Raw genomic sequence first — 23,996 nt, forward strand, 5'->3', positions numbered from 1 at the left:
CTATCATGGTCTTAGCTTCAGGTGCTGGCGCTTCGCTTGCCCTGCTGAATACCTTTCGGAGATTTACATGCGTATCCCATCCCGCGTCATTGGCGGCGCCCTTATCGTCACCTTGCTGACCCAGCTGACGGCCTGCGGCACGCTGTTCTACCCAGACCGCCGCGGCCAGATCGACGGCAAGATCGACCCCGTGGTCGCCGCCATGGATGCCATTGGCATCTTGTTCTACGTGATCCCCGGGCTGATCGCCTTCGGCATCGACTTCGCCACCGGCGCCATCTACTACCCGGGTGGCCGCACAGCCCAGGTGGCCCCAGAAAAACTGCGCGAAGCGGTAAGCCCCGACGGCAAGATCGACAACCGCAAGTTGCAGGCCATCCTCGAAAGCGAGCTGGGCCAGCGCCTGCCGCTGAACGACCCGCGCCTGATCCAGCACCGTGGCAGCGTCGAGCAGTTGGCGGCCTACCAACTGGTACCGGCTGCCTGACCCGCACAAGGACATCACCCACAGCATGATCACCCCGGCTGAACACCAGCGCCTCTTGCGTCTGGCCACCCGCGCGTCACTGGCGGTGGCCAGCATCCTGGTCGTGAGCAAGGCGCTGGCCTGGTGGCTGAGCGGCTCGGTCAGCCTGCTGGCCGGGCTGACCGATTCGGCACTGGACGCCGTCGCCTCGTTTCTCAATCTGCTCGCCGTGCATTACGCCCTGCGCCCGGCCGATGACGACCACCGCTTCGGCCACGGCAAGGCCGAGGCCCTGGCTGGCATGGCCCAGGCGCTGTTCATCGGGGTCAGTGCGGTGTTGATCGGGGTGCAGGCGGTCGAACGCCTGCATACGCCACAACCGTTGGGCGATACCACGGTCGGCATCGCAGTGATGCTGCTTTCGCTGGTGCTGACCATTGCCCTGCTGGCGTTGCAACACAAGGTCATTCGCCTGACCGGCTCCACGGCGGTGCGGGCCGACTCACTGCACTACCGCTCAGACCTGCTGCTCAATGGCAGCATTCTGCTCGCCCTGCTGCTGACACAGTTTGGCTGGTCGCAACTGGATGCCTTGTTCGGCCTGGGCATTGCTGTCTACATCCTCTGGAGCGCTTTCCAAATCGCGCAAGAAAGTACCGCCATCCTGATGGACAAGGAGCTGCCCGGCGAGGTTGGCGAGGCGATGTCCGCCCTGGTGCTGGCCATCCCCGGCGTGAAGGGGGTGCATGACCTGCGTACACGGGTATCGGGCAACCAGTGGTTCGTGCAGTTGCATCTGGAACTGCCAGGGGAACTGGCGCTGCATGATGCCCATGGGTTGTGCGAGGCGGCATCAAGGGTGATCCGCCAGCGTTATCCACAGGCGGATGTGATGGTGCACGCGGACCCGGTGTAGGTGCGCGTCAGCTTCAGTTGATGCTGTATCCACGCCCGCTGAAACAGGCCGCCAGCGCCCGCCGATAGCTATCCGCAACATTGATCGGTGGTGCGTAGGCAGCCGTCGCCGGGTCGAACCCAGACTGGCTCACCGCCCAGCGATGGCACTGGTAGCGGTCCTGGTCCTGCTGTTCTTGCCCCTGGCCATACATCGGATAGGCCACCACGTCGTAACCGCCACTGACCGGTGCCGGTGCCACTGGCACAGGCACGGGTGCAGCCATCGGTGGGTTGACCACCACGTACTCACGGGTGTCCGCCAGGTACTGGTAATAGGTATCGGCAACCAGGAAGAACAACGCCCCACCCAACCACACCTCACGGGCATACGAGGGCAGGTACTCCACCCTTGCGCCATAGGGTGGTGCCACGACGATGTAACGGCCGCCATGCGGTCGATACCAGTAGCCACTCGAGTAGAAGTAGTCCTGCCCACGGTAAGGCACCTTCCAGTAGCGATCAGGGAAGCCGTCGATGGTCTGCCCTGGACGATACTGCGGCCCCGGCCCCCAGCCATTGCCATGACCGTCCGGGCGCCCCTGCCAGTGGCGGTTATCGCCATTGCGCCGAGGGATATCCTGGTAATAGCCTTCACGTGGCGGCTGCGTCTGGCGCACTTCATCGCGCGAGTTGAGCGGGGAACGGCCTGGGGTGGCGCCATTCGGGTCGCCGCCATGCCCTCCGTGCCCCTCATCCGGGCCTTGAGCCACAGCCCCCAGGCTGATGCTCAACGTAACCAAACCAACACCTGCCAACTGCCAGATGCGCGACTTCATGGTGCCCCTCTCGATCAAAAATGACTGCAGCCGCTGCCAGTCTACCGCGCCGGCCACACACCCAACTTAAAATCGCGGACATGAAAAAAGGGAGGCCGTTGGGCCTCCCTTTGGGAATTGTCGTCCGTGCTCGGCACTTGTGGCGCCGGCTCACCTCACGCCGTCTTCTGGACGGTGTGTAGCCCGGGGGCCTGGCGGATCCTGTTGGATGGCTGGGCCGCGACCGCCCGCCTAGGGCGCGTCGCCGTGGACTGATGTCCGGGCAGTGATTCTGTGGATAAAGATACCGAACCGGCGGCGACAGAGGATTGCGAAGATTGCTGAGATAAATAGCACTTGCGCAATTTTTCATCGTGGATTGATAATTCACCGCAATCGGAACAGAAAAGGCATATTCCATGAGCAAACTTGACCGCTACGACCTGAGCATTCTTGCCGAACTGCAGCGCGATGCGCGCATTTCCAACCAGGAGCTGGCCGAACGCATCGGCTTGTCGCCTTCGCCGTGCTCGCGTCGGGTCAAGCAACTGGAGGACGACGGCTACATCTCGCGTCAGGTTGCCCTGCTCGATCGCAAGAAGCTGGGGCTGAGCCTGACCGCCTATGTACTGATCGGCATGGACCGCCACACCCCGGAGCGCTTCGAGACCTTCGAGGCCGCCATCCGCAACCTACCGCAGGTGCTCGAATGCAGCCTGGTCACCGGTATGGACGCCGACTACCAGCTCAAGGTAGTGGTGCCGGACATGGACCACTACCAGAAACTGCTACTCGGCAGCCTGACCCGCATCGAAGGTGTCACCAGCGTGCGTTCGAGCTTCGTGCTGAACCAGGTACTGGCCAGCACTGAACTGCCATTGACCCACCTGCGTTGAATACTTGGGCGCCCGGCGTATGATCGAGCGCTCAGCCTGCCTGGAGAACACTGATGGATCCCGCCGTATTCGAAGAATGGATGATGATCATCCTCGTCACCGTGTTGATCGGTTTCATGGGCTTTATCGTCTGGGACCTGGCGAAGAAGTCCAAGGCCGGGCGGTTTGGCACCATGATCCTGTTCTTCGTGCTGGGGCTTGGGGTATTGGCCTTTATCATCAAGAGCGTGGTGGTGGCGTTTCTGGAAGGGGTGTAACTGCCAGGCACGGGCAAGCCCACTCTCCTAGAACAAAACTTAACTCATTGATTTAGCAGCGACTCTGTGGGAGCGGGCTTGGCCCGCCACCACCGGCGAAGCCGGTGCCATGCGCCGCGTGGCCTCATTCGCGGGGCAAGCCCGCTCCCACAATGACCAGTGTTCTCTGCAGGGATTTGGGCAAGTTGCTAGGTTTTCCAGCTATCTGCGCAGCTTGGCCGGGACTTCGCGCCAACAGCCCTGCTCCAGCCCCTCCAGCGTCCAGTCACCAATCCGCACCCGCACCAGGCGCAAAGTAGGCAACCCTACCGCCGCCGTCATCCGTCGCACCTGTCGGTTACGCCCTTCGCGGATCACCAGCTCCAGCCAGCTGGTCGGCACGCTCTTGCGAAAGCGCACCGGCGGGTTGCGCGGCCACAGCTCGGGGTCTTCCAGGCGGCGAGCTTCAGCCGGCAAGGTCGGCCCATCGTTCAGCTCTACGCCCTCGCGCAGGCGTTGCAGCTGCTCGTCGCTCGGCTCACCTTCCACTTGTACCCAGTAAGTTTTGGCCAGCTTGTGCTTGGGGTCGGCGATGCGCGCCTGCAGGCCGCCATCGTTGGTCAGCAACAGCAGGCCTTCGCTGTCACGGTCCAGCCGCCCCGCCGGATAAACACCCGGAATGTCGATGAAGTCCTTGAGGGTCGCGCGCCCCTCGCCATCGCTGAACTGGGTCAGCACGTCGAACGGCTTGTTGAACAGGATCAGGCGCGGCTCGGCCGGCGGCGCCTTGGGCTGGCGACGCGGGTCGGCAGGCCGCGCCTGGGGGCGGCGCGGCTTGGAACGGGGTGGCAGGGGCATGGATCCTCAGCGGAACGGCGGCTCATCGAAGCTGCGCAGTTTACGCGAGTGCAACGAATTGAGCTCGGTACGTAGCAGGTCGAGTGCGGCAATGCCGATCTTCAAGTGCTGGCTGACCGCCCGATTGTAGAACGCGTTGGCCGAACCCGGCAGCTTGATCTCGCTGTGCAGCGGCTTGTCGGAGACACACAGCAAGGTGCCATACGGCACCCGCAGCCGGTAGCCCTGGGCGGCAATGGTGCCACTCTCCATGTCCACCGCCACCGCACGTGACAGGTTGATCAATGGCCGCTCCTGGGCCCAGCGCAGTTCCCAGTTACGGTCGTCGTAGGTCAGCACGGTGCCCGTGCGCAGGCGCTTTTTCAGCTCTTCGCCACGCTCGCCGGTCACTTGTGCCGCAGCTTCCTGGAGGGCCATCTGCACCTCGGCCAAGGCCGGGATGGGAATGTTCGGCGGCACCACACGATCGAGAATACCGTCACGCCGCATGTAGGCATGCGCCAGCACGTAGTCACCGATGGTCTGCGACTGACGCAGGCCGCCACAGTGGCCGATCATCAGCCAGCAGTGCGGGCGCAGCACGGCCAGGTGGTCGGTGATGTTCTTGGCATTGGAAGGGCCGACGCCGATGTTGACCAAGGTTACGCCGTCACCGTCGGCGGCGATCAGGTGGTAGGCCGGCATCTGATAACGGTGCCATACCACACTGGCCACCAGGGCCTGGGTTTCGCCATGGTCCATGCCTTTTTCGATCAACACGTTGCCCGGCAGTACCATGCGTACGAAGCGCGGGTCGTCACGCAGTTGCTCAAGGCCATGGCTGATGAACTGGTCAACATAGCGGTGGTAGTTGGTCAGCAGGATCCAAGGCTGCACATGCCGCCAGTCGCTACCGGTGTAGTGCACCAGGCGGCGCAGCGAGAAGTCCACACGCGCCGCATCGAACAACGCCAGCGGCAGGGTTTCGGTGCTGTCCCAGTCGTACAGGCCATCGGCGATATTGTCGGTGGCTGCCGACAGGTCGGTGCTGGGGAACACCCGCGCCAGTTGCGCAGCGGTGATGCCACTGCCGGCCAGTTCGTCGCCCTGATCGACCACGTAGGGGTACGGAATGTTCTGCTCGCTGACACCCACTTCCACCGTCACGGTGTAGTCGTGCATCAGGGGGCGCAGTTGCTCCAGCAGGTAGCCACGGAAGGCGGCGGGCTGGGTGACGGTGACGCTGTAGGTGCCGGCTACCTGGACCTTGGCGTAGGCACGCGTGGTGGCCGCGACCTCACCCTGGCTGTAGTAGGTCAGGCGCAGCGCGGGATAACGGAACAGCCCCCGCGCTTCGGCGTCCGGTTCGGTTCGGTCTTTCAGGTATTGCTTGAGGGCCTGGCTGAGGGCACCGGTGGCCTGAGCATGCAGGGCCGCCAGACGGTCGACGGCCTGTTCTGGGGTATCAACGACTACAAAAGCGTGGCTCACACTGTGCTTCCTGTCTGGACATGCATGTGGACCATCTTGCCTGCCTTCGAGGGTAATTACATCCCCATTGATCAGCGTTGCCAGACCGGCGTGGCCCTTGCCACCAGTGCCTGCACATCCACACCCCGCGGCAACGCCCCATAGGCCCGACCACCACCGGCCAGGCGGCTGCCGATGAACGCATCGCTGACTACCGTATTACCCGCCTCCAGCAGCAGCTTGGCCTGCAGCGCCAGAGCAATATCCTCGGTCAACTGACGGGCGCGATACTGGATGTCCGCCGTATCGGCAAACGCCCCCTTGAGGTTGCCAATGTGCGCGGCCAATCGAGGGTCGCCATGGCCATCACCCAGTTCGGCAAACAAGGCATCGAGCACCCCAGGCTCCTTGGACAAGGCCCGCAGCACATCCAGGCACTGCACATTGCCTGAGCCTTCCCAGGTCGAGTTGACCGGCGCCTCGCGGTACAACCGTGGCAGGATGCTGTCTTCGACATACCCGGCCCCGCCCAGGCATTCGGCGGCCTCGTTGATCATGGCCGGGGCGCGTTTGCAGATCCAATACTTGCCCACCGCCGTGACCAGCCGGGCAAAGTGTGCCTGCTGTGGATCATCGAGCTGCTCCAGGGCCTGCCCCATGCGCAGGCTCAGGGCCAACGCGGCCTCGCTTTCCAGCGCCAGGTCGGCGAGCACGTTCTGCATCAACGGCTGCTCGTTCAGCACCCGGCCGCCGACCTTGCGGTACGCGCAGTGGTGGGCGGCCTGGGTCAGGGCCTGGCGCATCAGGGCACTGGAGCCGACCATGCAGTCGAAACGGGTCATGGCCACCATTTCGATAATGGTCGGTACACCACGCCCTTCTTCGCCCACCATCCACGCCAGAGCGCCACGGAACTCCACTTCGCTGGACGCATTGGAGCTGTTGCCAAGCTTGTTCTTCAACCGCTGGATATAGAACTGGTTGCGGTTGTCATCCGGGCGGTGGCGGGGCAACAGAAAGCAGCTCAGGCCTTTTTCGGTCTGGGCCAGTGTCAGAAAGGCATCGCACATGGGCGCCGAGCAAAACCACTTGTGCCCGACCAGTTCATAGGCCTGGCCTGGCCCAGGCGCCCCCACCGGGTAGGCCCGTGTGGTATTGGCACGCACGTCGGTGCCACCCTGCTTCTCGGTCATGGCCATGCCGAGGGTGACCCCAGCCTTGTGCCGGTCGCCGATATTGCGCGGGTCGTATTCACGCGCCAGCACCTTCGGCAGCCAGTATTCAGCCAGCTCCGGCTGCAACCTGAGCGCCGGCACCGCCGCAAAGGTCATGGTCAGCGGGCAGCCCGTGCCGGCTTCGGCCTGGCTGTGCAGGTAGGTCATCGACGCGCGCGCCACATGCGCACCGGGGCGGGGTTCGGCCCACGGCAACGAGGGCAGGCCATGTTCGACTGCGGTGCGCATCAGTTCGTGATAGGCCGGGTGAAACTCGACCAGGTCGATACGATGGCCATAGCGGTCGTGGCTGCTGAATTCCGGTTTGTGCGCGTTGGCCAGAAAGCCCGCAGCCATCAGCGGCCCGCCGGCCAAGGCACCGTAAGCATCGATCCGCGATTCGGCCCAGCCAGCGCCAAAGCGCCGCGACCACTCCTGCAATGGCAGATCAAGGCGGTACAGGTTGGCGCCGTCGAGGGACGGAGGCTGGTTGGTGACTTCGTGGGTTTCAGCGTACTGGTGCAGGTTCATTGGGAGCTCCTGGATCCGGGCAGGCCTGAAAGTCCCAGTGAAGCATTCCCTGTGGGTCAGTCAAAGTGACATTAATGACTAAATATGAGGCGGGGAGCGCATGGTATAGGGGGGTATCAGGGCTGACAGGCGCTGAATGTATTGTGGCAAACACCTGTCAGCCCTTACCAAAGGCTATGCCTTCAAAGCGAACGCCGCGTCTGCAGGATACTCGGGCTCATCTGCACCTGCGAAATCTCCACGTTCAAACTCAACTCGAACCGGCTACCCAACCCCCGCGTCGACTCATGCGACAACCGAGCCCCCAGCAACTCCCCCATCTGCCGACAGATCGACAAGCCGATGCCCAGCCCACCATAACGCCGGGTCATCGAGCCATCGACCTGGTAGAAGCGCTGATACAGGGTCGCCTGGTCGAGGTCATCGAAGCCGATGCCACTGTCACTGACCGTAAAGGTGAGTGCCAGGTTGTCCGGCCCCTGACGACGACCGCGCACCTGCAGCATGACCCCGCCTTGATCGGTGAACTTCAGGCCGTTGTCCAGCAGGCACCCCAGGCAGCGGGTGAGCTTTTGCGCATCACCCAGCAGCGCGTCGGGCAGATCGGCAGGTATGTCCAGGCTCAGGTACAACCCTTTGCCCAGCGCCTGGCCGGCATGCGCGGCACGCAAGCCCTGCAGCATGCTGCGCAGGCTGAAAGGCGCAGGTTGCGCACGCAGACGACCGCCCTGCAGTTCGGAGAGGGTGAGGATGTCGTCGACCATGTCCATCATGCCCTGGGACGAACCGACCGCCGTACGATGGTACTGGGCCATTTCGGCATCCATGGGCAGCGTGCGCATCAGCTCCAGCGAACCGATCACACCATTCATCGGGGTGCGCAGCTCATGGGTGACCGTGGCCAGGAACTCATCCTTCAAGCGGTTGCTCCTGGCCAGCTGCAGGTTCAACTGCTCCAGTGTTCGCCCGGTTTCACGCAGGGTCTGCGCCTGCTGCTCGCGCAGGCTGTTGATACGGTCGGCCAGCGCCAGCGACAGCAGCGCCACCTCCAGCGCCGAGCCCAACTGGCTGGCATACATGGTGATGAACACGTTCGGCAGGTAACCCAGCACCATCAAGGTGTTGACCAACCCGCCCAGCAAAAACGCCGACCAGGCGATAATGAACCAGCGCGCCACCCGCAAACCGCGCGACCAGGCATACACGCCAGCGGCAAAGATGCTGACGGTGAACAGCAACGCCAGCACCGTGGCCATGCGCAGGGCGATGCCATAAGGCATGCTCACGGCCAGTACCATCACCAGCCCGCCCCCCAGCATCAACAGCTGCAACAACCGGTCGAAGCCACGGCTGATTTTGCCCAGTTGCAGGAAATGCCGGGCAAACTGGCAGCCGAACAAACCGGCAGCGCCAATGAACAGCGGCGTCGAGGCATTCGCCCACCAGGGGCTGTCCGGCCAGAAGTAGGCGACCCCCGCACCGTTCACCGAAACCTGATACAGGCCGAACGAGGCGATGTAGAGGATGTAGTAGAGGTAGCTGACATCCCGCACGCTGAGGTAGATGAACAGGTTGTACACCAGCATCACCAGCAACACGCCGTAGATCATGCCCAGTACGTACAGGCGCGTGGGCTGGTCCTCCATGTAGGCCTCGGCCGACCATAACGCCAGCGGCGCCTGCACCGAGCCCTGGCTGTGGAAACGCAGGTAGACGGTGGTCGCCTGGCCTGGGGGCAGCGGCAACTCGAACAGGTAGTTGTTCTGCCGGATCTGCCGGGTGGCGTAAGGCAAGGCGTCGCCCGTGCGCTGGGCCAGGCGGTAGGTACCGGCGCTGTCGGGCAGGTACAACTCGAGGTGATCCAGGGGTGGGTAGGCCAGTTCCAGCAGCCATTGGCGGGGGGTGGCAGTGGCCGACGGCAGGTAACGCAGGTCAATCTTCAGCCAGAACACCGAGGTGGAATAACCGGCGTTCAGCACGTCTTCGTGGTGGGGGCGGAAGGATTTGACGAACCCGGGGGCACTGACCTGGGCGATGCTGGCACTGCCATCGAGGTCTTCGTAAACCTGCATGGCCTTGCCCAATGGAAGATGCCGGGTAGCGTCGTCGAAATCGACCGCTCCGGCCAGCACGGGCAACAAGCCCAGAAGCACAATCAGCAAATAGCGCATACAGCCCCAGCATGGCCTGTCCGGTCGCGTCGCGGTTGCCTCCCATCCGTTTGAGACGACGTAATCCGGCAGAACCCGTTTGTCGAGTTATCCGAGCACTCTAGCATAGCTTCCCCACCTGGCAATCGGCCACCTTGAATCATGGTCTAATGGCTCTAAATCAGTACTTTCAGAAGTTTCACACGCAACAATCTGACCAGTTGATCAACAAAACACGTTTGTAGGACGATCCCCACAATTGGGTTTGGTGGTAAGCTCGCCGCCCATGAATACCTACAGCTCCCGCCCCGTTGTCCTCTGTCTCTCCGGCCACGACCCCAGTGGCGGCGCCGGCTTGCAGGCAGATATCGAAGCCCTGATCGCCCAAGGCTGTCACGCCGCACCTGCGGTGACTGCCCTGACCGTCCAGGATACCGTCAACGTTTCCGACTTCCGCGTGCTCGACCGCGAGTGGGTGCTGGCCCAGGCCAACGCCGTGCTGGCCGACTCCACGGTCGCCGCCGTCAAGCTTGGCATGCTCGGCTCCCTCGACATGGTCGACACCGTCGCCGAACTGCTGGCCGCCCACCCGCACCTGCCGCTGGTCTGCGACCCGGTGCTGCGTGCCGGTGGCGGTGGCCGCCTGGGCAAGGACGAGGTCGGCTATGCCGTGCGCGAACGCCTGCTGCCGCTGGCGACCATTGCCACGCCGAACCTGCCGGAAGCGCGCATTCTCGCCGAGCTGCCGGACGGCACGGCGGACGAGTGTGCCGAGAAACTGTTGCCGTTCTGTAGACACCTGTTGATTACCGGTGGTCACGGCGACGAAGACGAAATCCACAACCGCCTGTACAGCCGCGATGGCCAGCGCCATACCTGGACCTGCCAGCGCCTGCCAGGCAGCTATCACGGTTCGGGCTGCACCCTGGCCAGCGCCCTGGCGGGCCGACTGGCCTTGGGCGAAGCGCTGCAAAGTGCCGTGCGCAGTGCGCTCGAATACACCTGGCGCACCCTGCGTGACGCCGAGCAACTGGGCAAGGGCCAGTTCGTCCCGCGCCGCCTGCCCCTGGACTTCTGTTCCTGATACGAGGCCTTCAGATGAAGCTACGCGGTCTGTATGCAATCACCGACAGCCAGCTGCTCGCCGGCCGTTTCCTGTCCCATGTCGAGGCGGCCCTGGATGGCGGCGTGTGCCTGCTGCAGTACCGCGACAAAAGTGACGACACGGCCCAGCGCCTGCGCGAAGCCGAGGCACTGATGCGGCTCTGCGAGCGTTACGATACTCAGCTGATCATCAACGATGACGCCGAACTGGCCGCGCGCCTGGGCGTCGGCGTGCACCTGGGCCAAACCGACGGCCCACTCACCCCGGCCCGCGCCCTGCTCGGCCGCAACGCGATCATCGGCTCGACCTGCCACGCCCAGCTCGACCTGGCCCGCCAGGCCGCCAGCGAAGGCGCCAGCTACGTGGCCTTCGGCCGCTTTTTCAACTCCGTGACCAAACCGGGCGCACCGGCTGCCAGCCTCGACCTGCTGGAGCAGGCCCGCGCCCAGGTCAAACTGCCGATCGCTGTGATCGGCGGCGTCACCCTCGACAACGCTGCCCCGTTGGTTGCCCATGGCGCCGACCTGCTGGCAGTGATCCACGGCCTGTTTGGTACCGATAGCGCGCAGGAAGTCACCCGCCGCGCCCGTGCCTTCAACGCCCTGTTCGTTTCCTGATTCGAGAGAACTTTCCATGTCCCGTTCCGAAGCCCTGTTCGCCGCAGCCCAGAAGCACATCCCGGGTGGCGTCAACTCACCGGTCCGCGCTTTCAAGAGCGTCGGCGGCACGCCGCTGTTCTTCAAGCATGCCGAAGGCGCCTACGTCGTTGACGAGGACGACAAGCGTTACGTCGATTATGTCGGTTCCTGGGGCCCGATGATTCTCGGCCACGGCCATCCAGAGGTGCTGGACTCGGTACGCAAGCAACTCGAACACGGCCTTTCCTATGGCGCCCCGACCGCCATGGAAACCGAGATGGCTGACCTGGTCTGCTCGATCGTGCCATCCATGGAGATGGTGCGCATGGTCAGCTCCGGCACCGAAGCCACCATGAGCGCCATCCGCCTGGCCCGTGGCTACACCGGCCGCGACGCCATCATCAAGTTCGAAGGCTGCTACCACGGTCACTCCGACAGCCTGCTGGTGAAAGCCGGCTCGGGCCTGCTGACCCAAGGTGTGCCAAGCTCGGCGGGCGTGCCTGTGGACTTCGCCAAACACACCCTGACCCTGCCGTTCAACGACATTGCCGCCGTCGAAAAAACCCTGGCCGACGTCGGCCAGACCGTGGCCTGTATCATTGTCGAGCCAGTAGCCGGCAACATGAACTGTGTACCGCCAGCGCCAGGCTTCCTCGAAGGCCTGCGCGAGCAGTGCGACAAGCATGGCGTGGTGTTGATCTTCGACGAAGTAATGACCGGTTTCCGCGTCTCGCTCGGCGGCGCCCAAGGCCACTACGGCATCACCCCTGACCTGTCGACCTTCGGCAAGATCGTCGGCGGCGGCATGCCGGTCGGCTGTTTTGGCGGCAAGCGCGAGATCATGGGCTGCATCGCCCCGCTCGGCCCGGTCTACCAGGCCGGCACCCTGTCGGGTAACCCGCTGGCCATGGCCGCTGGCCTGACCACCCTGAAGCTGATCAGCCGCCCAGGGTTCCACGCCGAACTGACCGACTTCACCAGCCGCATGCTCGACGGCCTGCAACAACGCGCCGATGCTGCTGGCGTGCCGTTCGTCACCACGCAGGCAGGTGCCATGTTCGGCCTGTACTTCAGCGGTGCCGACGACATCGTCACCTTCGACGACGTGATGGCAAGCGATGCCGATCGCTTCAAGCGCTTCTTCCACCTGATGCTGGACGGCGGCGTGTACCTGGCGCCAAGCGCATTCGAGGCGGGCTTCACCTCCATTGCCCACGGCGACAAGGAGCTGCAGATCACCTTGGATGCGGCTGAGAAGGCCTTTGCAGCCCTGAAGTAATGCAGAGTCTGTACCGGCCTCTTCGCGGGTAAACCCGCTCCCACAGGTGCCGCACCGGCCTTGAAAATGGTGCGGTCCCTGTGGGAGCGGGTTTACCCCGCGAAAGGGCCGTTACAGGAGATAAATAACCCCTCACAATCAGCTGACTTCCCCAACCAAACAGAAATTCGAGTAAAACTTTGTAAGGTTGGCGCTGCTTATCCCATAATGTGCCACCAGAGACATTGGCCGCAGCTTTGCAGAGGTAAGTCGATCCCCATGAACCGCACCGGCCGCGCCCTGACCCTGGGCTGCCTGTTGCTTCTTCAGCCCCTGCTGGCCCTGGCGGAGGGTGGTAACTCGTTGCTGATTCCAGCGACGGGCCGCTGCACCCTGAATGTTCAGCCAGAAGACCTCGCCAATGCCCTCAAGGCCTGTGAGCAGACGGCGACGACGGGGGATGCCCAGGCGCAATTCGAACTGGGCGAGTACTACTACACCCAGACACCGAAAGACCTGAACAAGGCCCTGAACTGGTTCCAGAAGGCCTCGCTGCAAGGCCATGCCGAGGCCCAATACCGCCTTGGCGCCATGTTCTTCCGCGGCGAAGGGGTCAAGGCCAACAATGTGCAGGCCTACATTCTGCTGAAAATGGCTGCAGTCAACGGCGCCGAGGATGCGCTGGACATGGCTGACGAAGTCACCGAGCAAATGCCCCGCGACGAACTGGAGCACGCGACCCAGGTGCTTGGCCAGATCTTCCGCAAATACCTGCTCGAACTGCAAAACGCCGAAGGCCGTACGCCGTTCTCGCCACTCCCCTGAAACGCCCTACTTCTCTGGCATCGGCATGGGGAACGGCATCACATTGCCGCCGCCCTTGGCCTCGCTGATCTTCGCCGTACCCAGGCGCTCGACCTCGTCGATACGCACGATCGAGTGCATGGGCACGAAACTGCGGATCACACCCTCGAACTGGCTCTTGAGCTTTTCTTCACTGGGGTCGACCACCACCTGGGTGCGCTCGCCGAAGACGAACTCCTCGATTTCCAGAAAGCCCCACAGGTCGCTCTGATAGATCTGCTTGGCATACATCTCGAAGACCTGCCCCTGATTGAGGAAGATCACTTTATAGATGGCGGGTTCGTGTTTGCTCATGGTTGGCGGGATAACACATGCGTAAGAAAAGGCGGGCATCATACCCGTACCGGCCCCTTCGCGGGCAAGCCCGCTCCCACAGGTATGCACCCACCTGCAAAACGGTGCAGTACCTGTGGGAGCGGGCTTGCCCGCGAAGGGGCCAGAACAGGCACTACATACCTTGTGCCAACCCTTGATCGTTTCAGTGCTTTCGCCACTGCGATTCAAGGGTTATTCTTGAGCTCACATCCATTGCCGTCGGGCGGCTAAAAACGACCTTGAACGCACCCATAGAACCCCATCGTTTCATCCTCGAACCCTTCGAGGCCCACCGTTTCGCCAACTTGTGCGGGCAGTTCGACGAGCACCTGCGCCTGATCGAACAACGCCTGGCCATCGAGATCCGCAACCGTGGCAATCAGTTCGAACTGATCGGCGAACCCAAGACCACTTCCGCTGCCGAACAACTGCTGCGCCGCCTCTACCGCGAGGCCAAGGCCACTGACCTGTCGCCGGAAACGGTCCACCTGTACCTGCAGGAGTCGACCGTCGAGAACATCGACAACCCGGCGGTCAACGAGGTCAGCGTCTCGTTGCGCACGCGCAAGGGCAACATTCGCCCGCGCGGCGTCAACCAGCAGCGTTACGTCAAGGAAATCCTGGCCAACGACATCAACTTCGGTGTTGGCCCGGCCGGTACCGGCAAGACCTATCTCGCTGTGGCCTGCGCCGTCGATGCCCTGGAACGCGAGCAAGTGCGCCGCATCCTGCTGGTGCGTCCGGCGGTCGAAGCGGGCGAGAAGCTCGGCTTCCTGCCTGGCGACCTGGCGCAGAAGATCGACCCCTACCTGCGCCCGCTGTATGACGCCCTCTACGAAATGCTCGGTTTTGAACACGTGGCCAAGCTCATCGAGCGCCAGGTGATCGAGATCGCCCCGCTGGCCTACATGCGTGGCCGCACCCTGAACAACAGCTTCATCATCCTCGACGAAAGCCAGAACACCACGCTGGAACAGATGAAGATGTTCCTCACCCGCATCGGCTTCGGCTCGACGGCGGTGATCACCGGTGACATCACCCAGGTCGACCTGCCGCGTGGTACGAAGTCGGGCTTGGCGCATGTGATCGAGGTGCTCAAAGACGTTCCGGGTATCAGTTTTACCCATTTCCAACCCAAAGATGTGGTTCGTCACCCACTGGTGCAACGCATCGTCGAGGCCTACGACCGCTTCGAAGGCCGTCAGGCCAAGCCAGAGGCGCCCGGCAAAGATGCTTGAACTCGACCTGCAACGGGCCACGGACGCCGCCGCCCCTGACGATGCCGCCTTCCGCCGCTGGTGCGAGCTGGCATTGCGCCAGCGCAGCGCCGACTCGGAGATGACCATTCGCCTGGTCGATGAAGCCGAAGGCCGCGAGCTGAACCACACCTACCGGCACAAGGACTACGCGACCAACGTGCTGTCGTTCCCGGCCGACGTGCCTGATGACCTGCTCGATATCCCGTTACTGGGCGACCTGGTGATCTGCGTGGCGGTGGTCGAGCGCGAGGCTGCCGAACAGGGCAAAACCCTGGAGGCGCACTGGGCGCACCTGGTCATCCACGGCTGCCTGCACCTGCTCGGCTACGATCACATCGATGATGAGGAAGCCGAGGAAATGGAAGCCCTGGAACGGGAATTGCTGGCAGAACTGGGTCATCCTGACCCGTATGCCGACGATGAAAACGAAACAATCACACACTGACACTGCAAGGATCACGAGAACCGCCATGAGCGAAGATCGATCGAGCAACGGGCAAAAGTCCTGGCTGGGCAAACTGACCCAGGCTTTTGCCCATGAGCCGAAAAACCGCCAGGAGCTCCTTGAGCTGCTGCGCGAAGCCCATCAGAACAAACTGCTCGACAGCGAAGCGCTGACCATTGTCGAAGGCGCCATTCAGGTCGCCGACCTGCAGGTGCGCGACATCATGGTGCCGCGCTCGCAGATGAACAGCATCAAGGCAGGCCAGTCGCCTCGCGAGTTTCTGCCGGCGGTGATCGACGCCGCGCACTCGCGCTATCCGGTGATCGGCGAAAGCCACGACGATGTGCTGGGCATCCTGCTCGCCAAGGACCTGCTGCCGCTGATCCTCAAGGAAAACGGCGACAGCTTCAACATCAAGGACCTGCTGCGCCCGGCCACCTTCGTGCCGGAGTCCAAGCGCCTGAACGTGCTGTTGCGCGAGTTCCGCGCCAACCATAACCACATGGCCATCGTCATCGACGAATACGGCGGCGTGGCGGGCCTGGTGACCATCGAGGACGTGCTGGAACAGATCGTCGGCGACATCGAGGACGAACATGACGTCGAGGAAGACAGCTACATCAAGCCGCTGCCCAGCGGCGACTTCCTGGTCAAGGCGCTGACCCCGATCGAGAACTTCAACGAGTTCTTCGACAGCACCTTCTCCGATGACGAATTCGACACGGTTGGCGGCCTGGTGATGAGCGCGTTCGGGCACCTGCCCAAGCGCAACGAAACCACCGAGATCGGGGCCTACAAGTTCCGCATTCTCAATGCCGACAGCCGGCGGATACACCTGCTGCGCCTGACACCGATCACCCGCTAAGGACAATCATGCGTTGGATCACCCGCCCCGGCTGGCCCGGTAACCTGCTGGCCATGGCGGCCGGCGCTTCCACCCTCCTGGCCCTGGCGCCGTTCGACATCTGGCCGCTGGCCCTGCTGTCGATCGCCCTGCTCTACCTTGGCCTGCGCGAGCTCAGCCCGCGCCAGGCCATGGGCCGCGGCTGGTGTTTCGGCTTTGGCCTGTACGGCGCCGGCACCTGGTGGATCTACGTCAGCATGAACACCTACGGCGGCGCCTCGCCGCTGCTGGCGATCCTGCTGCTCTTGGCGTTCTTCGCCGCCCTTGCCTGGTTCTTCGCCTTGCCCGCGTGGCTTTGGGCGCGCTGGCTGCGGCGCAACGAGGCACCGCTGGCCGATGCCTTGTGCTTCGCGGCCCTGTGGCTGCTGCAAGAGGCCTTCCGCGGCTGGTTCCTCACCGGCTTCCCTTGGCTCTACGCGGGCTACAGCCAGCTCGACGGCCCCCTGGCCGGCTTGGCCCCCTTGGGTGGCGTGTGGTTGATCTCCTTCACCCTGGCGCTCAGCGCCGCCTTGCTGTGCAACCTGCACCGCCTGCGTGCCCGGCCCTCGTTCCTGACCGTCGCCGGCGTGCTGTTGCTGGCGCCCTGGGTACTGGGCATGGCACTCAAGGACCACGCCTGGACCACGCCTGCAGGCGATCCGCTCAAGGTGGCCGCCATTCAGGGTAATGTGGCGCAGGACCTGAAATGGGACCCGGCCCACATCGACGCACAGCTGGCGCTGTACCGTGACATGAGCTTCACCTCCAAGCCGGTAGACCTGCTGATCTGGCCCGAAACCGCGGTGCCGGTGCTAAAGGACCAGGCCCAGGGCTACATCGACGTGATGGGCCGCTTTGCCGCCGAGCGCCATTCGGCGCTGATCACCGGTGTGCCGGTACGTGAGGTGGTGCATCACCAGCGCCGCTACTACAACGGCATCACCGTGACCGGCGAAGGTGACGGCACCTACCTCAAGCAGAAACTGGTGCCCTTCGGCGAGTACGTCCCCTTGCAGGACATGCTGCGTGGCGTGATCGAGTTCTTCAACCTGCCCATGTCGGACTTCGCCCGAGGCCCCGAAGACCAGCCGTTGCTGCAGGCCAAGGGTTACCAGATCGCACCGTACATCTGCTATGAAGTGGTCTACCCGGAGTTCGCGGCGAGCCTGGCGGCGCGCAGCGACCTGCTGCTGACCATCAGCAACGACACTTGGTTCGGCAGGTCGATCGGCCCGCTGCAGCACCTGCAGATGGCCCAGATGCGCGCACTGGAAGCCGGCCGCTGGATGATCCGCGCCACCAACAACGGCGTGACCGCGCTGATCGACCCGTTCGGGCGCATTACCACGCAAATTCCGCAGTTCCAGCAGGCGGTGCTGTATGGCGAGGTGGTACCGATGCAGCAACTGACGCCTTATCTTCAGTGGCGCTCTTGGCCGCTGGCGATTGTCTGCGTGCTGCTGCTGGGCTGGGCGTTGCTGGCGGGGCGCATCGCCAAGACTGTCTGATGCAGCCTGCACTGGCCTCTTCGCGGGGCAAGCCCGCTCCCACAGGCACTATTGCTCTCAGGGCAGAGTTGTAATTGTGGGAGCGGGCTTGCCCGCGAAGAGGCCGGCACAGGCAACCCAGCTTTAATAGAACACCCGATACCCCACCAACCCCACCATTTCATTCAGCAACTGCCCGCTCTGCCACATCGCCCGGCTCTCCGGCAGCAAACCGGCAAACGGCCGGGCATGATCGCGGCCCAGGAAACCCATCGGCGCCGGCACCACCTCGAACCCCGCCTGTTCAAAGCTGAAGCGCGAACGTTGCATGTGCCAGGCCTGAGTCACCACAACCACCCGACGAATACCCAGTGGCTGCAGAATGTCCGCCGTGAACCGGGCGTTCTCCCAGGTAGTGCGGCTGGCCTCCTCTTTCCATTTCACCTGGACACCAAAGTCCTCACGCAAGCGATCAGCCATCAACCGCGCCTCGCTGGGCGGCGTACCGTAGTGCAAGCCACCGCTGGTCAGCACCGGCAAACCCGAAGCCTTGGCCAGCCGTGCGGCAAAGCGCATGCGTTCAAGGGCCGTTGCGGTGGGCTGATCATCGCCCCCCCAGGCCGGGTCGCCGCGCTCACGCCCCGCCCCCAGCACCACAATCGCATCCGCCCGGCTCGCCAGGGCGGCCCAGTCGCTCACGGCCAGCGGCGGCTCGCTTTCCAGCACACGGGCGGTTTCCTGCACCACCAGCGGCAGGCTCATCAGCCATAAACCGCCAAGCCCCACGGCAAAACACAGCCCAGCCAGCCGCGGGCGCCGGTTGCGCAGCCACCACGCCGCCAACAGCAGCAGGAACAGGACGCCAGGCGGCATCAGCCATTGCTTGATGAAGTATCGGATTGGCATCGGCTACACCTCCATGGAAGGCGTGCAGCCTAAGAGGATCGACGCCGGGCAACAAGTGTGCCGCCGGCGACGATCGTGAGAAGTGTATTGAAGAACCGGCGCGCGATGGCCTGCGCCTGGCGTCCTGAACGGCTAACGATGTGGCAGCGTCCTGGATCTCGCCGTGCTGGCGGGGCGTTTCTTGTCCTTGAGCCAGATGATCTTGGCCGATGTCGGCTCCGCTTGTGGGTAACTGCCGGCACAGGCATTTTGGCGCTCCGGAAGGGTTTCCAGGTAAGCCTTGATCACTTCGAACTCTGCGTGGCTAAGGCCGCGCAACTCCAGCTCGGCTGGCATCTCGTCGCGCAATCGTACCGACGTCCTGGCAACTTCCAATGCCAGGCCAAGGCGGTCGATCAGGCGTTCGTAAAGCTCCGGTTTGATTACGGGTAGCTGCGTCTCTCCCATCCGTTCACCTCATTGAAGATAAGAATATCTCCCCCCACACCTGAGCTTAGCGTCACTCTTAAAAGCAGCCGTTTGCCGCGACCAGCGGGCATTCGCAATCAAGGTTTCCCACGATGCGCAGCGCTGCTGTATGCTACGGCGTTCACTCTAAACGACACCGGAGTACCGGTTGCAGCGAGGTTCCGCTGCCTGGAACAAGGTCTCTTCTCTCTCAGCCAAAAGTAGCCATGCACGAACAATACACGCCCCGTGATATCGAAGCCGCCGCCCAGAACTTCTGGGACGAGCAACAATCGTTCGCTGTTACCGAACAGCCAGGCAAAGACACTTACTATTGCCTATCGATGTTCCCGTACCCGAGCGGCAAGCTACACATGGGCCACGTGCGCAACTACACCATCGGTGACGTGATTGCCCGCTACCAGCGCATGCTGGGCAAGAACGTCCTGCAGCCGATGGGCTGGGACGCTTTCGGCATGCCCGCGGAAAACGCGGCGATGAAAAACAACGTCGCCCCGGCCAAGTGGACCTACGAAAACATCGACTACATGAAGACCCAGCTCAAGAGCCTGGGCCTGGCCATCGACTGGGCACGTGAAGTCACTACCTGCAAGCCGGATTACTACCGCTGGGAACAGTGGCTGTTCACCCGCCTGTTCGAAAAAGGCATCATCTACCGCAAGAACGGTACCGTGAACTGGGACCCGGCCGACCAGACCGTGCTCGCCAACGAGCAGGTCATCGACGGCCGCGGCTGGCGTTCGGGCGCGCTGATCGAAAAGCGCGAAATCCCGATGTACTACTTCCGCATCACCGACTATGCAGACGAGCTGCTGGAAAGCCTCGACGAGTTGCCGGGCTGGCCTGAACAGGTCAAGACCATGCAGCGCAACTGGATCGGCAAGTCGCGCGGCATGGAAGTGCAGTTCCCGTTCGACCAGGCCAGCATCGGCCACCAAGGCACCCTCAAGGTCTTCACTACCCGTCCTGACACGCTGATGGGCGCCACCTACGTCGCCGTCGCCGCCGAACACCCGCTGGCCACCCAGGCCGCCCAGGGCAACCCGGCGCTGCAGGCGTTCATCGACGAGTGCAAGAGCGGCAGCGTTGCCGAGGCCGACATGGCCACCCAGGAGAAGAAGGGCATGCCCACTTCCCTGCTGGTCGAACACCCGCTGACGGGCGAAAAACTGCCGGTCTGGGTCGCCAACTACGTACTGATGCACTACGGCGACGGCGCAGTGATGGCCGTACCGGCCCACGACGAGCGCGACTTCGAGTTCGCCCGCAAGTACAACCTGCCGGTCAAGGCCGTGGTGCGCACCAGCGCAGGCGATGACGTCGGTAACGAATGGCTGCCCGCTTACAACGAGTACGGCCAGCTGATCAATTCCGGCGAGTTCGACGGCCTGGACTTCGCCGGCGCCTTCGACGCCATCGAAGCCGCCCTGATCCGCAAGGACCTCGGCAAGTCGCGTACCCAGTTCCGCCTGCGCGACTGGGGCATCAGCCGTCAGCGCTACTGGGGCTGCCCGATCCCGATCATCCACTGCCCGTCCTGCGGCGACGTGCCGGTACCGGAAGACCAACTGCCGGTTACCCTGCCGGAGAACGTGGTACCGGATGGCGCCGGCTCGCCGCTGGCGCGCATGCCTGAATTCTACGAATGCACCTGCCCGAAATGCGGCACTGCGGCCAAGCGCGAAACCGACACCATGGACACCTTCGTCGAGTCGTCCTGGTACTTCGCCCGCTACGCCTCGCCAAACTACGACCAGGGTCTGGTCGACCCGAAAGCGGCCAACCACTGGCTGCCGGTCGACCAGTACATCGGCGGTATCGAGCACGCGATCCTGCACCTGCTGTATGCACGCTTCTTCCACAAGCTGATGCGTGACGAAGGCCTGGTCACCTCGAACGAGCCGTTCAAGAACCTGCTGACCCAAGGCATGGTGATCGCCGAGACCTACTACCGCGTCGCCAGCAACGGCGGCAAGGACTGGTTCAACCCGGCCGACGTCGAGATCGAACGTGACGCCAAGGCCAAGATCATTGGCGCCCGCCTGAAGACCGACGGCCTGCCGGTGGAAATCGGCGGCACCGAGAAGATGTCGAAGTCCAAGAACAACGGCGTCGACCCGCAATCGATGATCGAAGCCTACGGCGCCGACACCTGCCGCCTGTTCATGATGTTCGCTTCGCCACCCGACATGAGCCTGGAGTGGTCCGATTCCGGCGTCGAAGGCGCAAGCCGCTTCCTGCGCCGTGTCTGGCGCCTGGCCCAGAGCCACGTCAGCCAGGGTCTGCCGGGCAAGCTGGATGTCGCCGCGCTGGATGACGCGCAAAAAGTCATCCGCCGCGCCATCCACGCTGCCATCAAGCAGGCCAGCAACGACGTGGGTCAGTTCCACAAGTTCAACACCGCCATCGCCCAGGTGATGACCGTGATGAACGTGCTGGAGAAGGCCCCGCAAGCCACCGAACAGGACCGCGCCCTGCTGCAGGAAGGCCTGGAGGCTGTGACCTTGCTGCTGGCCCCGATCACCCCGCACATCTCCCATGAGCTGTGGCTGCATCTGGGCCACGCAGAGTCGGTAATCGATGCCGCCTGGCCGAGCGTCGATGAGCAGGCACTGGTGCAGGACACCGTTACCCTGGTGGTTCAGGTCAACGGTAAACTGCGCGGCCAGGTCGAGATGCCGGCCGCGGCCAGCCGCGAAGAAGTCGAAGCCGCCGCCCGCAGCAACGAAAATGTCCTGCGCTTCATCGATGGCCTGACCATCCGCAAGGTCATCGTGGTACCGGGCAAGCTGGTCAACATCGTCGCCAATTGATGGCACGCCCGCCCGCAGCCACTGCGGGCGGGCGGTACAGGCCCAAGAGGGAGCAACAACATGATCAAACGCAATCTGCTGGTAATCGGCCTGGCCGTTTTGCTCAGCGCCTGCGGTTTCCAGCTGCGCGGCACCGGCTCCACCGAGCTGAACGTCAAGGAGATGGACGTCAGCGCGCGTAATGCCTATGGCGAAACAGTGACCGAACTGCGCCAGGTCCTGGAGCGCAGCGGCGTCAACGTCCACGCGGGCGCACCTTACCGCCTGGTGCTGACCAACGAGCAGGAAAGCCAGCGCGCCGCGACCTACAGCGGTGGCAGCCGCTCGGCCGAGTACGAGCTGACCACGGTGCTGGACTACAGCATCCAGGGCCTGAACAACCTGGAACTGCTCACCGACAAACTGGAAGTCCGCAAGATCTACATGCGTGACGCGTCCAACATCACAGGTTCCGAGCAAGAAGCCAACCGGGCACGCGAAGAGATGCGCCGCGACCTGGTCAACGCCATGGTCGTACGCCTGCAGATGCTGACCCCGGCGCAACTGGACGAGCTGCAGCGCAAAGCCGACGAACGCGCCAAGGCGCAAGCCGACGCGCTGGAAGCGGCTCGCCACCAGCAGGCCGAAACGCCGCAGCAGTCGCCACTGGAAGTTCCGGGCAACTGAGCCCGTGCGGGGCACCCAGGTGCCCCGCCTGTTTCCGATGAAACTCGCCCCCGCCCAACTCAACAAGCACCTTCAAGGCACTCTGGCACCGGTTTACGTGGTCAGTGGCGACGACCCGTTGCTGTGCCAGGAAGCCGCCGACGCCATCCGTGCCGCTGCGCGCCAGCAAGGTTTCGACGAACGCCAGGTGTTCAGTGCCGACGCCAATTTCGACTGGGGCACCCTGCTCCAGGCGGGCGCCAGCCTGTCCCTGTTCGCCCAACGCCGCCTACTGGAGCTGCGCCTGCCCTCCGGCAAACCTGGCGACAAGGGTGCTGCCGCGTTGATGGAGTATTGCGCCAACCCGGCTGAGGACACGCTGCTGCTGATCAGCCTGCCCAAACTCGACGGCAGCGCGCAGAAGACCAAGTGGGGCAAGGCACTGATCGAAGGTGCCCACTGCCAGTTCATCCAGATCTGGCCGGTGGATGCCCACCAGCTCCCCCAATGGATCAACCAGCGGCTGTCGCAGGCCGGCCTTTCGGCACAGCGCGATGCTGTCGACCTGATTGCCGCACGTGTCGAAGGCAACCTGCTGGCCGCCGCCCAGGAAATCGAAAAGCTCAAGCTGCTTGCCGAGGGCAATCAGATCACCGTGGAGACCGTGCAGTCGGCCGTCGCCGACAGCGCCCGCTTCGATGTCTTCGGGCTGGTCGATGCCATTCTCAATGGCGAAGCCGCGCATGCCCTGCGCATGCTCGAAGGCCTGCGCGGTGAAGGCGTGGAGCCGCCGGTGATTCTGTGGGCCTTGGCCCGCGAGCTGCGCCAACTGTCCGGGCTTGCCCAGCAGTTCAGCCAGGGCGTACCGCTGGACAAGGCATTCAGCCAAGCGCGGCCACCGGTGTGGGACAAACGTCGCCCGCTGGTCAGCAAAGCCCTGCAGCGCCTGTCTGCGCCGCGCTGGGCCCAGCTGCTGCAAGATGCTCAGCGTATCGATGCGCAGATCAAGGGCCAGGCCGAAGGTTCGCCCTGGACCGGCCTGGCGCGGCTGTCGCTGCTGATGGCGGGCCAGCGGCTAGCGCTCCCACCCGAATAGCCGGGGCCGCTCCTACAGGCAGCCCTAAGCCCCGAACCATATACACAATCAATTGGCCCTCCACCACCCACGGGCCTACAGTGCGCCTCGAACGCCATCCATCGGGAACCGCACCATGAGCAAAAAGCCGAAAAAGCACGGCCCCAACAAGGCCAAGTCCATCGTCGCCCAGCCCCTGTTCCGCTGCCGCCAGGAACAACCAGACAAGGGCAAAGGCAGCTACCGCCGCGAAGCCTTCCAATCGAGAGATTGGGAGGCTTCTTACTTTTTGGCCGCATGAAAGCATCGAAAGCGCAGGCATG

24 protein-coding genes are annotated in these 23,996 nt (G+C 63.4%); 16 read left to right on the forward strand and 8 right to left on the reverse strand.

Annotated features, from left to right (window positions below):
* Positions 1–67 precede the first annotated feature (67 nt).
* Complete coding sequence (locus ACSSU5_RS07495) at positions 68–487, forward strand: polyribonucleotide nucleotidyltransferase (protein ID WP_264311461.1); 420 nt, start codon at positions 68–70, stop codon at positions 485–487.
* Between the two features lie 25 nt (positions 488–512).
* Positions 513–1,382, forward strand: a complete 870-nt coding sequence (locus ACSSU5_RS07500) for a cation diffusion facilitator family transporter (RefSeq protein ID WP_264314015.1) — start codon at positions 513–515, stop codon at positions 1,380–1,382.
* 13 nt (positions 1,383–1,395) lie between these two features.
* On the opposite strand, the gene ACSSU5_RS07505 is transcribed toward ACSSU5_RS07500, so the two are convergent.
* Positions 1,396–2,199, reverse strand: coding sequence for a DUF6515 family protein (locus tag ACSSU5_RS07505; RefSeq protein WP_492560918.1), 804 nt, complete (start codon positions 2,197–2,199; stop codon positions 1,396–1,398).
* Positions 2,200–2,597: 398 nt separating this feature from the next.
* On the opposite strand from ACSSU5_RS07505, the gene ACSSU5_RS07510 reads away from it, so the two are divergent.
* Together ACSSU5_RS07510 and ACSSU5_RS07515 are read left to right on the forward strand one after the other, a co-directional pair.
* A complete protein-coding gene (locus tag ACSSU5_RS07510) occupies positions 2,598–3,074 on the forward strand; it encodes an Lrp/AsnC family transcriptional regulator (protein WP_003249795.1) in 477 nt (158 codons plus the stop codon).
* A 53-nt stretch (positions 3,075–3,127) separates the two neighbouring features.
* A complete protein-coding gene (locus tag ACSSU5_RS07515) occupies positions 3,128–3,331 on the forward strand; it encodes a DUF2788 domain-containing protein (RefSeq protein ID WP_033701689.1) in 204 nt (67 codons plus the stop codon).
* Between the two features lie 201 nt (positions 3,332–3,532).
* On the opposite strand, the gene ACSSU5_RS07520 is transcribed toward ACSSU5_RS07515, so the two are convergent.
* From ACSSU5_RS07520 to ACSSU5_RS07535, 4 genes are all read right to left on the reverse strand, one after another.
* A complete protein-coding gene (locus tag ACSSU5_RS07520; RefSeq protein ID WP_264311459.1) occupies positions 3,533–4,168 on the reverse strand; it encodes a pseudouridine synthase in 636 nt (211 codons plus the stop codon).
* 6 nt (positions 4,169–4,174) lie between these two features.
* Complete coding sequence (gene amn, locus ACSSU5_RS07525) at positions 4,175–5,638, reverse strand: AMP nucleosidase (RefSeq protein ID WP_264311458.1); 1,464 nt, start codon at positions 5,636–5,638, stop codon at positions 4,175–4,177.
* A 71-nt stretch (positions 5,639–5,709) separates the two neighbouring features.
* On the reverse strand, positions 5,710–7,362 hold the full coding sequence (locus ACSSU5_RS07530) for an acyl-CoA dehydrogenase family protein (protein WP_492560919.1): 1,653 nt from the start codon (positions 7,360–7,362) through the stop codon (positions 5,710–5,712).
* A 182-nt stretch (positions 7,363–7,544) separates the two neighbouring features.
* Positions 7,545–9,533 (reverse strand): sensor histidine kinase, encoded by a 1,989-nt coding sequence (locus ACSSU5_RS07535; protein WP_492560920.1) that lies wholly within the window; start codon positions 9,531–9,533, stop codon positions 7,545–7,547.
* Positions 9,534–9,798: 265 nt separating this feature from the next.
* Here ACSSU5_RS07535 and ACSSU5_RS07540 point away from each other — a divergent pair, with 265 nt between their 5' ends.
* The 4 genes from ACSSU5_RS07540 to ACSSU5_RS07555 all read left to right on the forward strand — a co-directional run bounded on the left by ACSSU5_RS07540 (position 9,799) and on the right by ACSSU5_RS07555 (position 13,338).
* Positions 9,799–10,596 carry a hydroxymethylpyrimidine/phosphomethylpyrimidine kinase gene (locus ACSSU5_RS07540; RefSeq protein WP_264311455.1) on the forward strand — a complete coding sequence of 266 codons (798 nt, stop codon included), beginning with the start codon at positions 9,799–9,801 and terminating at the stop codon, positions 10,594–10,596.
* Between the two features lie 14 nt (positions 10,597–10,610).
* Entirely contained in the window at positions 10,611–11,234 is a 624-nt protein-coding gene (thiE, locus tag ACSSU5_RS07545) for a thiamine phosphate synthase (RefSeq protein ID WP_492560921.1), read from the forward strand.
* Positions 11,235–11,250: 16 nt separating this feature from the next.
* Positions 11,251–12,534, forward strand: coding sequence for a glutamate-1-semialdehyde 2,1-aminomutase (gene hemL / locus ACSSU5_RS07550; RefSeq protein ID WP_492560922.1), 1,284 nt, complete (start codon positions 11,251–11,253; stop codon positions 12,532–12,534).
* 258 nt (positions 12,535–12,792) lie between these two features.
* Positions 12,793–13,338 carry a tetratricopeptide repeat protein gene (locus ACSSU5_RS07555; RefSeq protein ID WP_264311452.1) on the forward strand — a complete coding sequence of 182 codons (546 nt, stop codon included), beginning with the start codon at positions 12,793–12,795 and terminating at the stop codon, positions 13,336–13,338.
* Positions 13,339–13,344: 6 nt separating this feature from the next.
* Here the strand turns inward: ACSSU5_RS07555 and ACSSU5_RS07560 are convergent, their stop codons facing one another.
* Positions 13,345–13,671, reverse strand: coding sequence for a DUF1820 family protein (locus ACSSU5_RS07560; protein WP_492560923.1), 327 nt, complete (start codon positions 13,669–13,671; stop codon positions 13,345–13,347).
* Between the two features lie 260 nt (positions 13,672–13,931).
* Here ACSSU5_RS07560 and ACSSU5_RS07565 point away from each other — a divergent pair, with 260 nt between their 5' ends.
* The 4 genes from ACSSU5_RS07565 to lnt are packed head-to-tail and all read left to right on the forward strand — an operon-like array spanning position 13,932 to position 17,787.
* Positions 13,932–14,930 (forward strand): PhoH family protein, encoded by a 999-nt coding sequence (locus ACSSU5_RS07565; protein WP_264311451.1) that lies wholly within the window; start codon positions 13,932–13,934, stop codon positions 14,928–14,930.
* Entirely contained in the window at positions 14,923–15,396 is a 474-nt protein-coding gene (ybeY, locus tag ACSSU5_RS07570) for an rRNA maturation RNase YbeY (protein ID WP_264311450.1), read from the forward strand. The genes ACSSU5_RS07565 and ybeY overlap by 8 nt, the downstream gene beginning before the upstream one ends.
* Before the next feature lie 25 nt (positions 15,397–15,421).
* The gene (locus tag ACSSU5_RS07575) at positions 15,422–16,261 is read left to right on the forward strand and encodes a CorC family transporter (protein WP_264311449.1); all 840 of its coding nucleotides are present in this window, start codon (positions 15,422–15,424) and stop codon (positions 16,259–16,261) included.
* 8 nt (positions 16,262–16,269) lie between these two features.
* On the forward strand, positions 16,270–17,787 hold the full coding sequence (gene lnt, locus ACSSU5_RS07580; protein ID WP_492560924.1) for an apolipoprotein N-acyltransferase: 1,518 nt from the start codon (positions 16,270–16,272) through the stop codon (positions 17,785–17,787).
* Positions 17,788–17,910: 123 nt separating this feature from the next.
* Here lnt and ACSSU5_RS07585 read toward each other — a convergent pair whose 3' ends face one another.
* Positions 17,911–18,672, reverse strand: coding sequence for a YdcF family protein (locus ACSSU5_RS07585; protein WP_492560925.1), 762 nt, complete (start codon positions 18,670–18,672; stop codon positions 17,911–17,913).
* Positions 18,673–18,804: 132 nt separating this feature from the next.
* Positions 18,805–19,119, reverse strand: coding sequence for a hypothetical protein (locus ACSSU5_RS07590; RefSeq protein ID WP_264311446.1), 315 nt, complete (start codon positions 19,117–19,119; stop codon positions 18,805–18,807).
* Between the two features lie 227 nt (positions 19,120–19,346).
* Between ACSSU5_RS07590 and leuS the strand changes: the two genes are divergently transcribed.
* The 4 genes from leuS to arfA all read left to right on the forward strand — a co-directional run bounded on the left by leuS (position 19,347) and on the right by arfA (position 23,974).
* Entirely contained in the window at positions 19,347–21,953 is a 2,607-nt protein-coding gene (gene leuS, locus ACSSU5_RS07595; protein WP_264311445.1) for a leucine--tRNA ligase, read from the forward strand.
* Positions 21,954–22,013: 60 nt separating this feature from the next.
* Positions 22,014–22,619 carry an LPS-assembly lipoprotein LptE gene (locus ACSSU5_RS07600; RefSeq protein WP_264311444.1) on the forward strand — a complete coding sequence of 202 codons (606 nt, stop codon included), beginning with the start codon at positions 22,014–22,016 and terminating at the stop codon, positions 22,617–22,619.
* Positions 22,620–22,656: 37 nt separating this feature from the next.
* Positions 22,657–23,694, forward strand: a complete 1,038-nt coding sequence (gene holA, locus ACSSU5_RS07605; protein WP_492561306.1) for a DNA polymerase III subunit delta — start codon at positions 22,657–22,659, stop codon at positions 23,692–23,694.
* Between the two features lie 115 nt (positions 23,695–23,809).
* Positions 23,810–23,974, forward strand: coding sequence for an alternative ribosome rescue factor ArfA (arfA, locus tag ACSSU5_RS07610; protein WP_016501800.1), 165 nt, complete (start codon positions 23,810–23,812; stop codon positions 23,972–23,974).
* Positions 23,975–23,996 lie beyond the last annotated feature (22 nt).

It is taken from the genome of Pseudomonas sp. E1MeOHC2, from assembly GCF_058745025.1.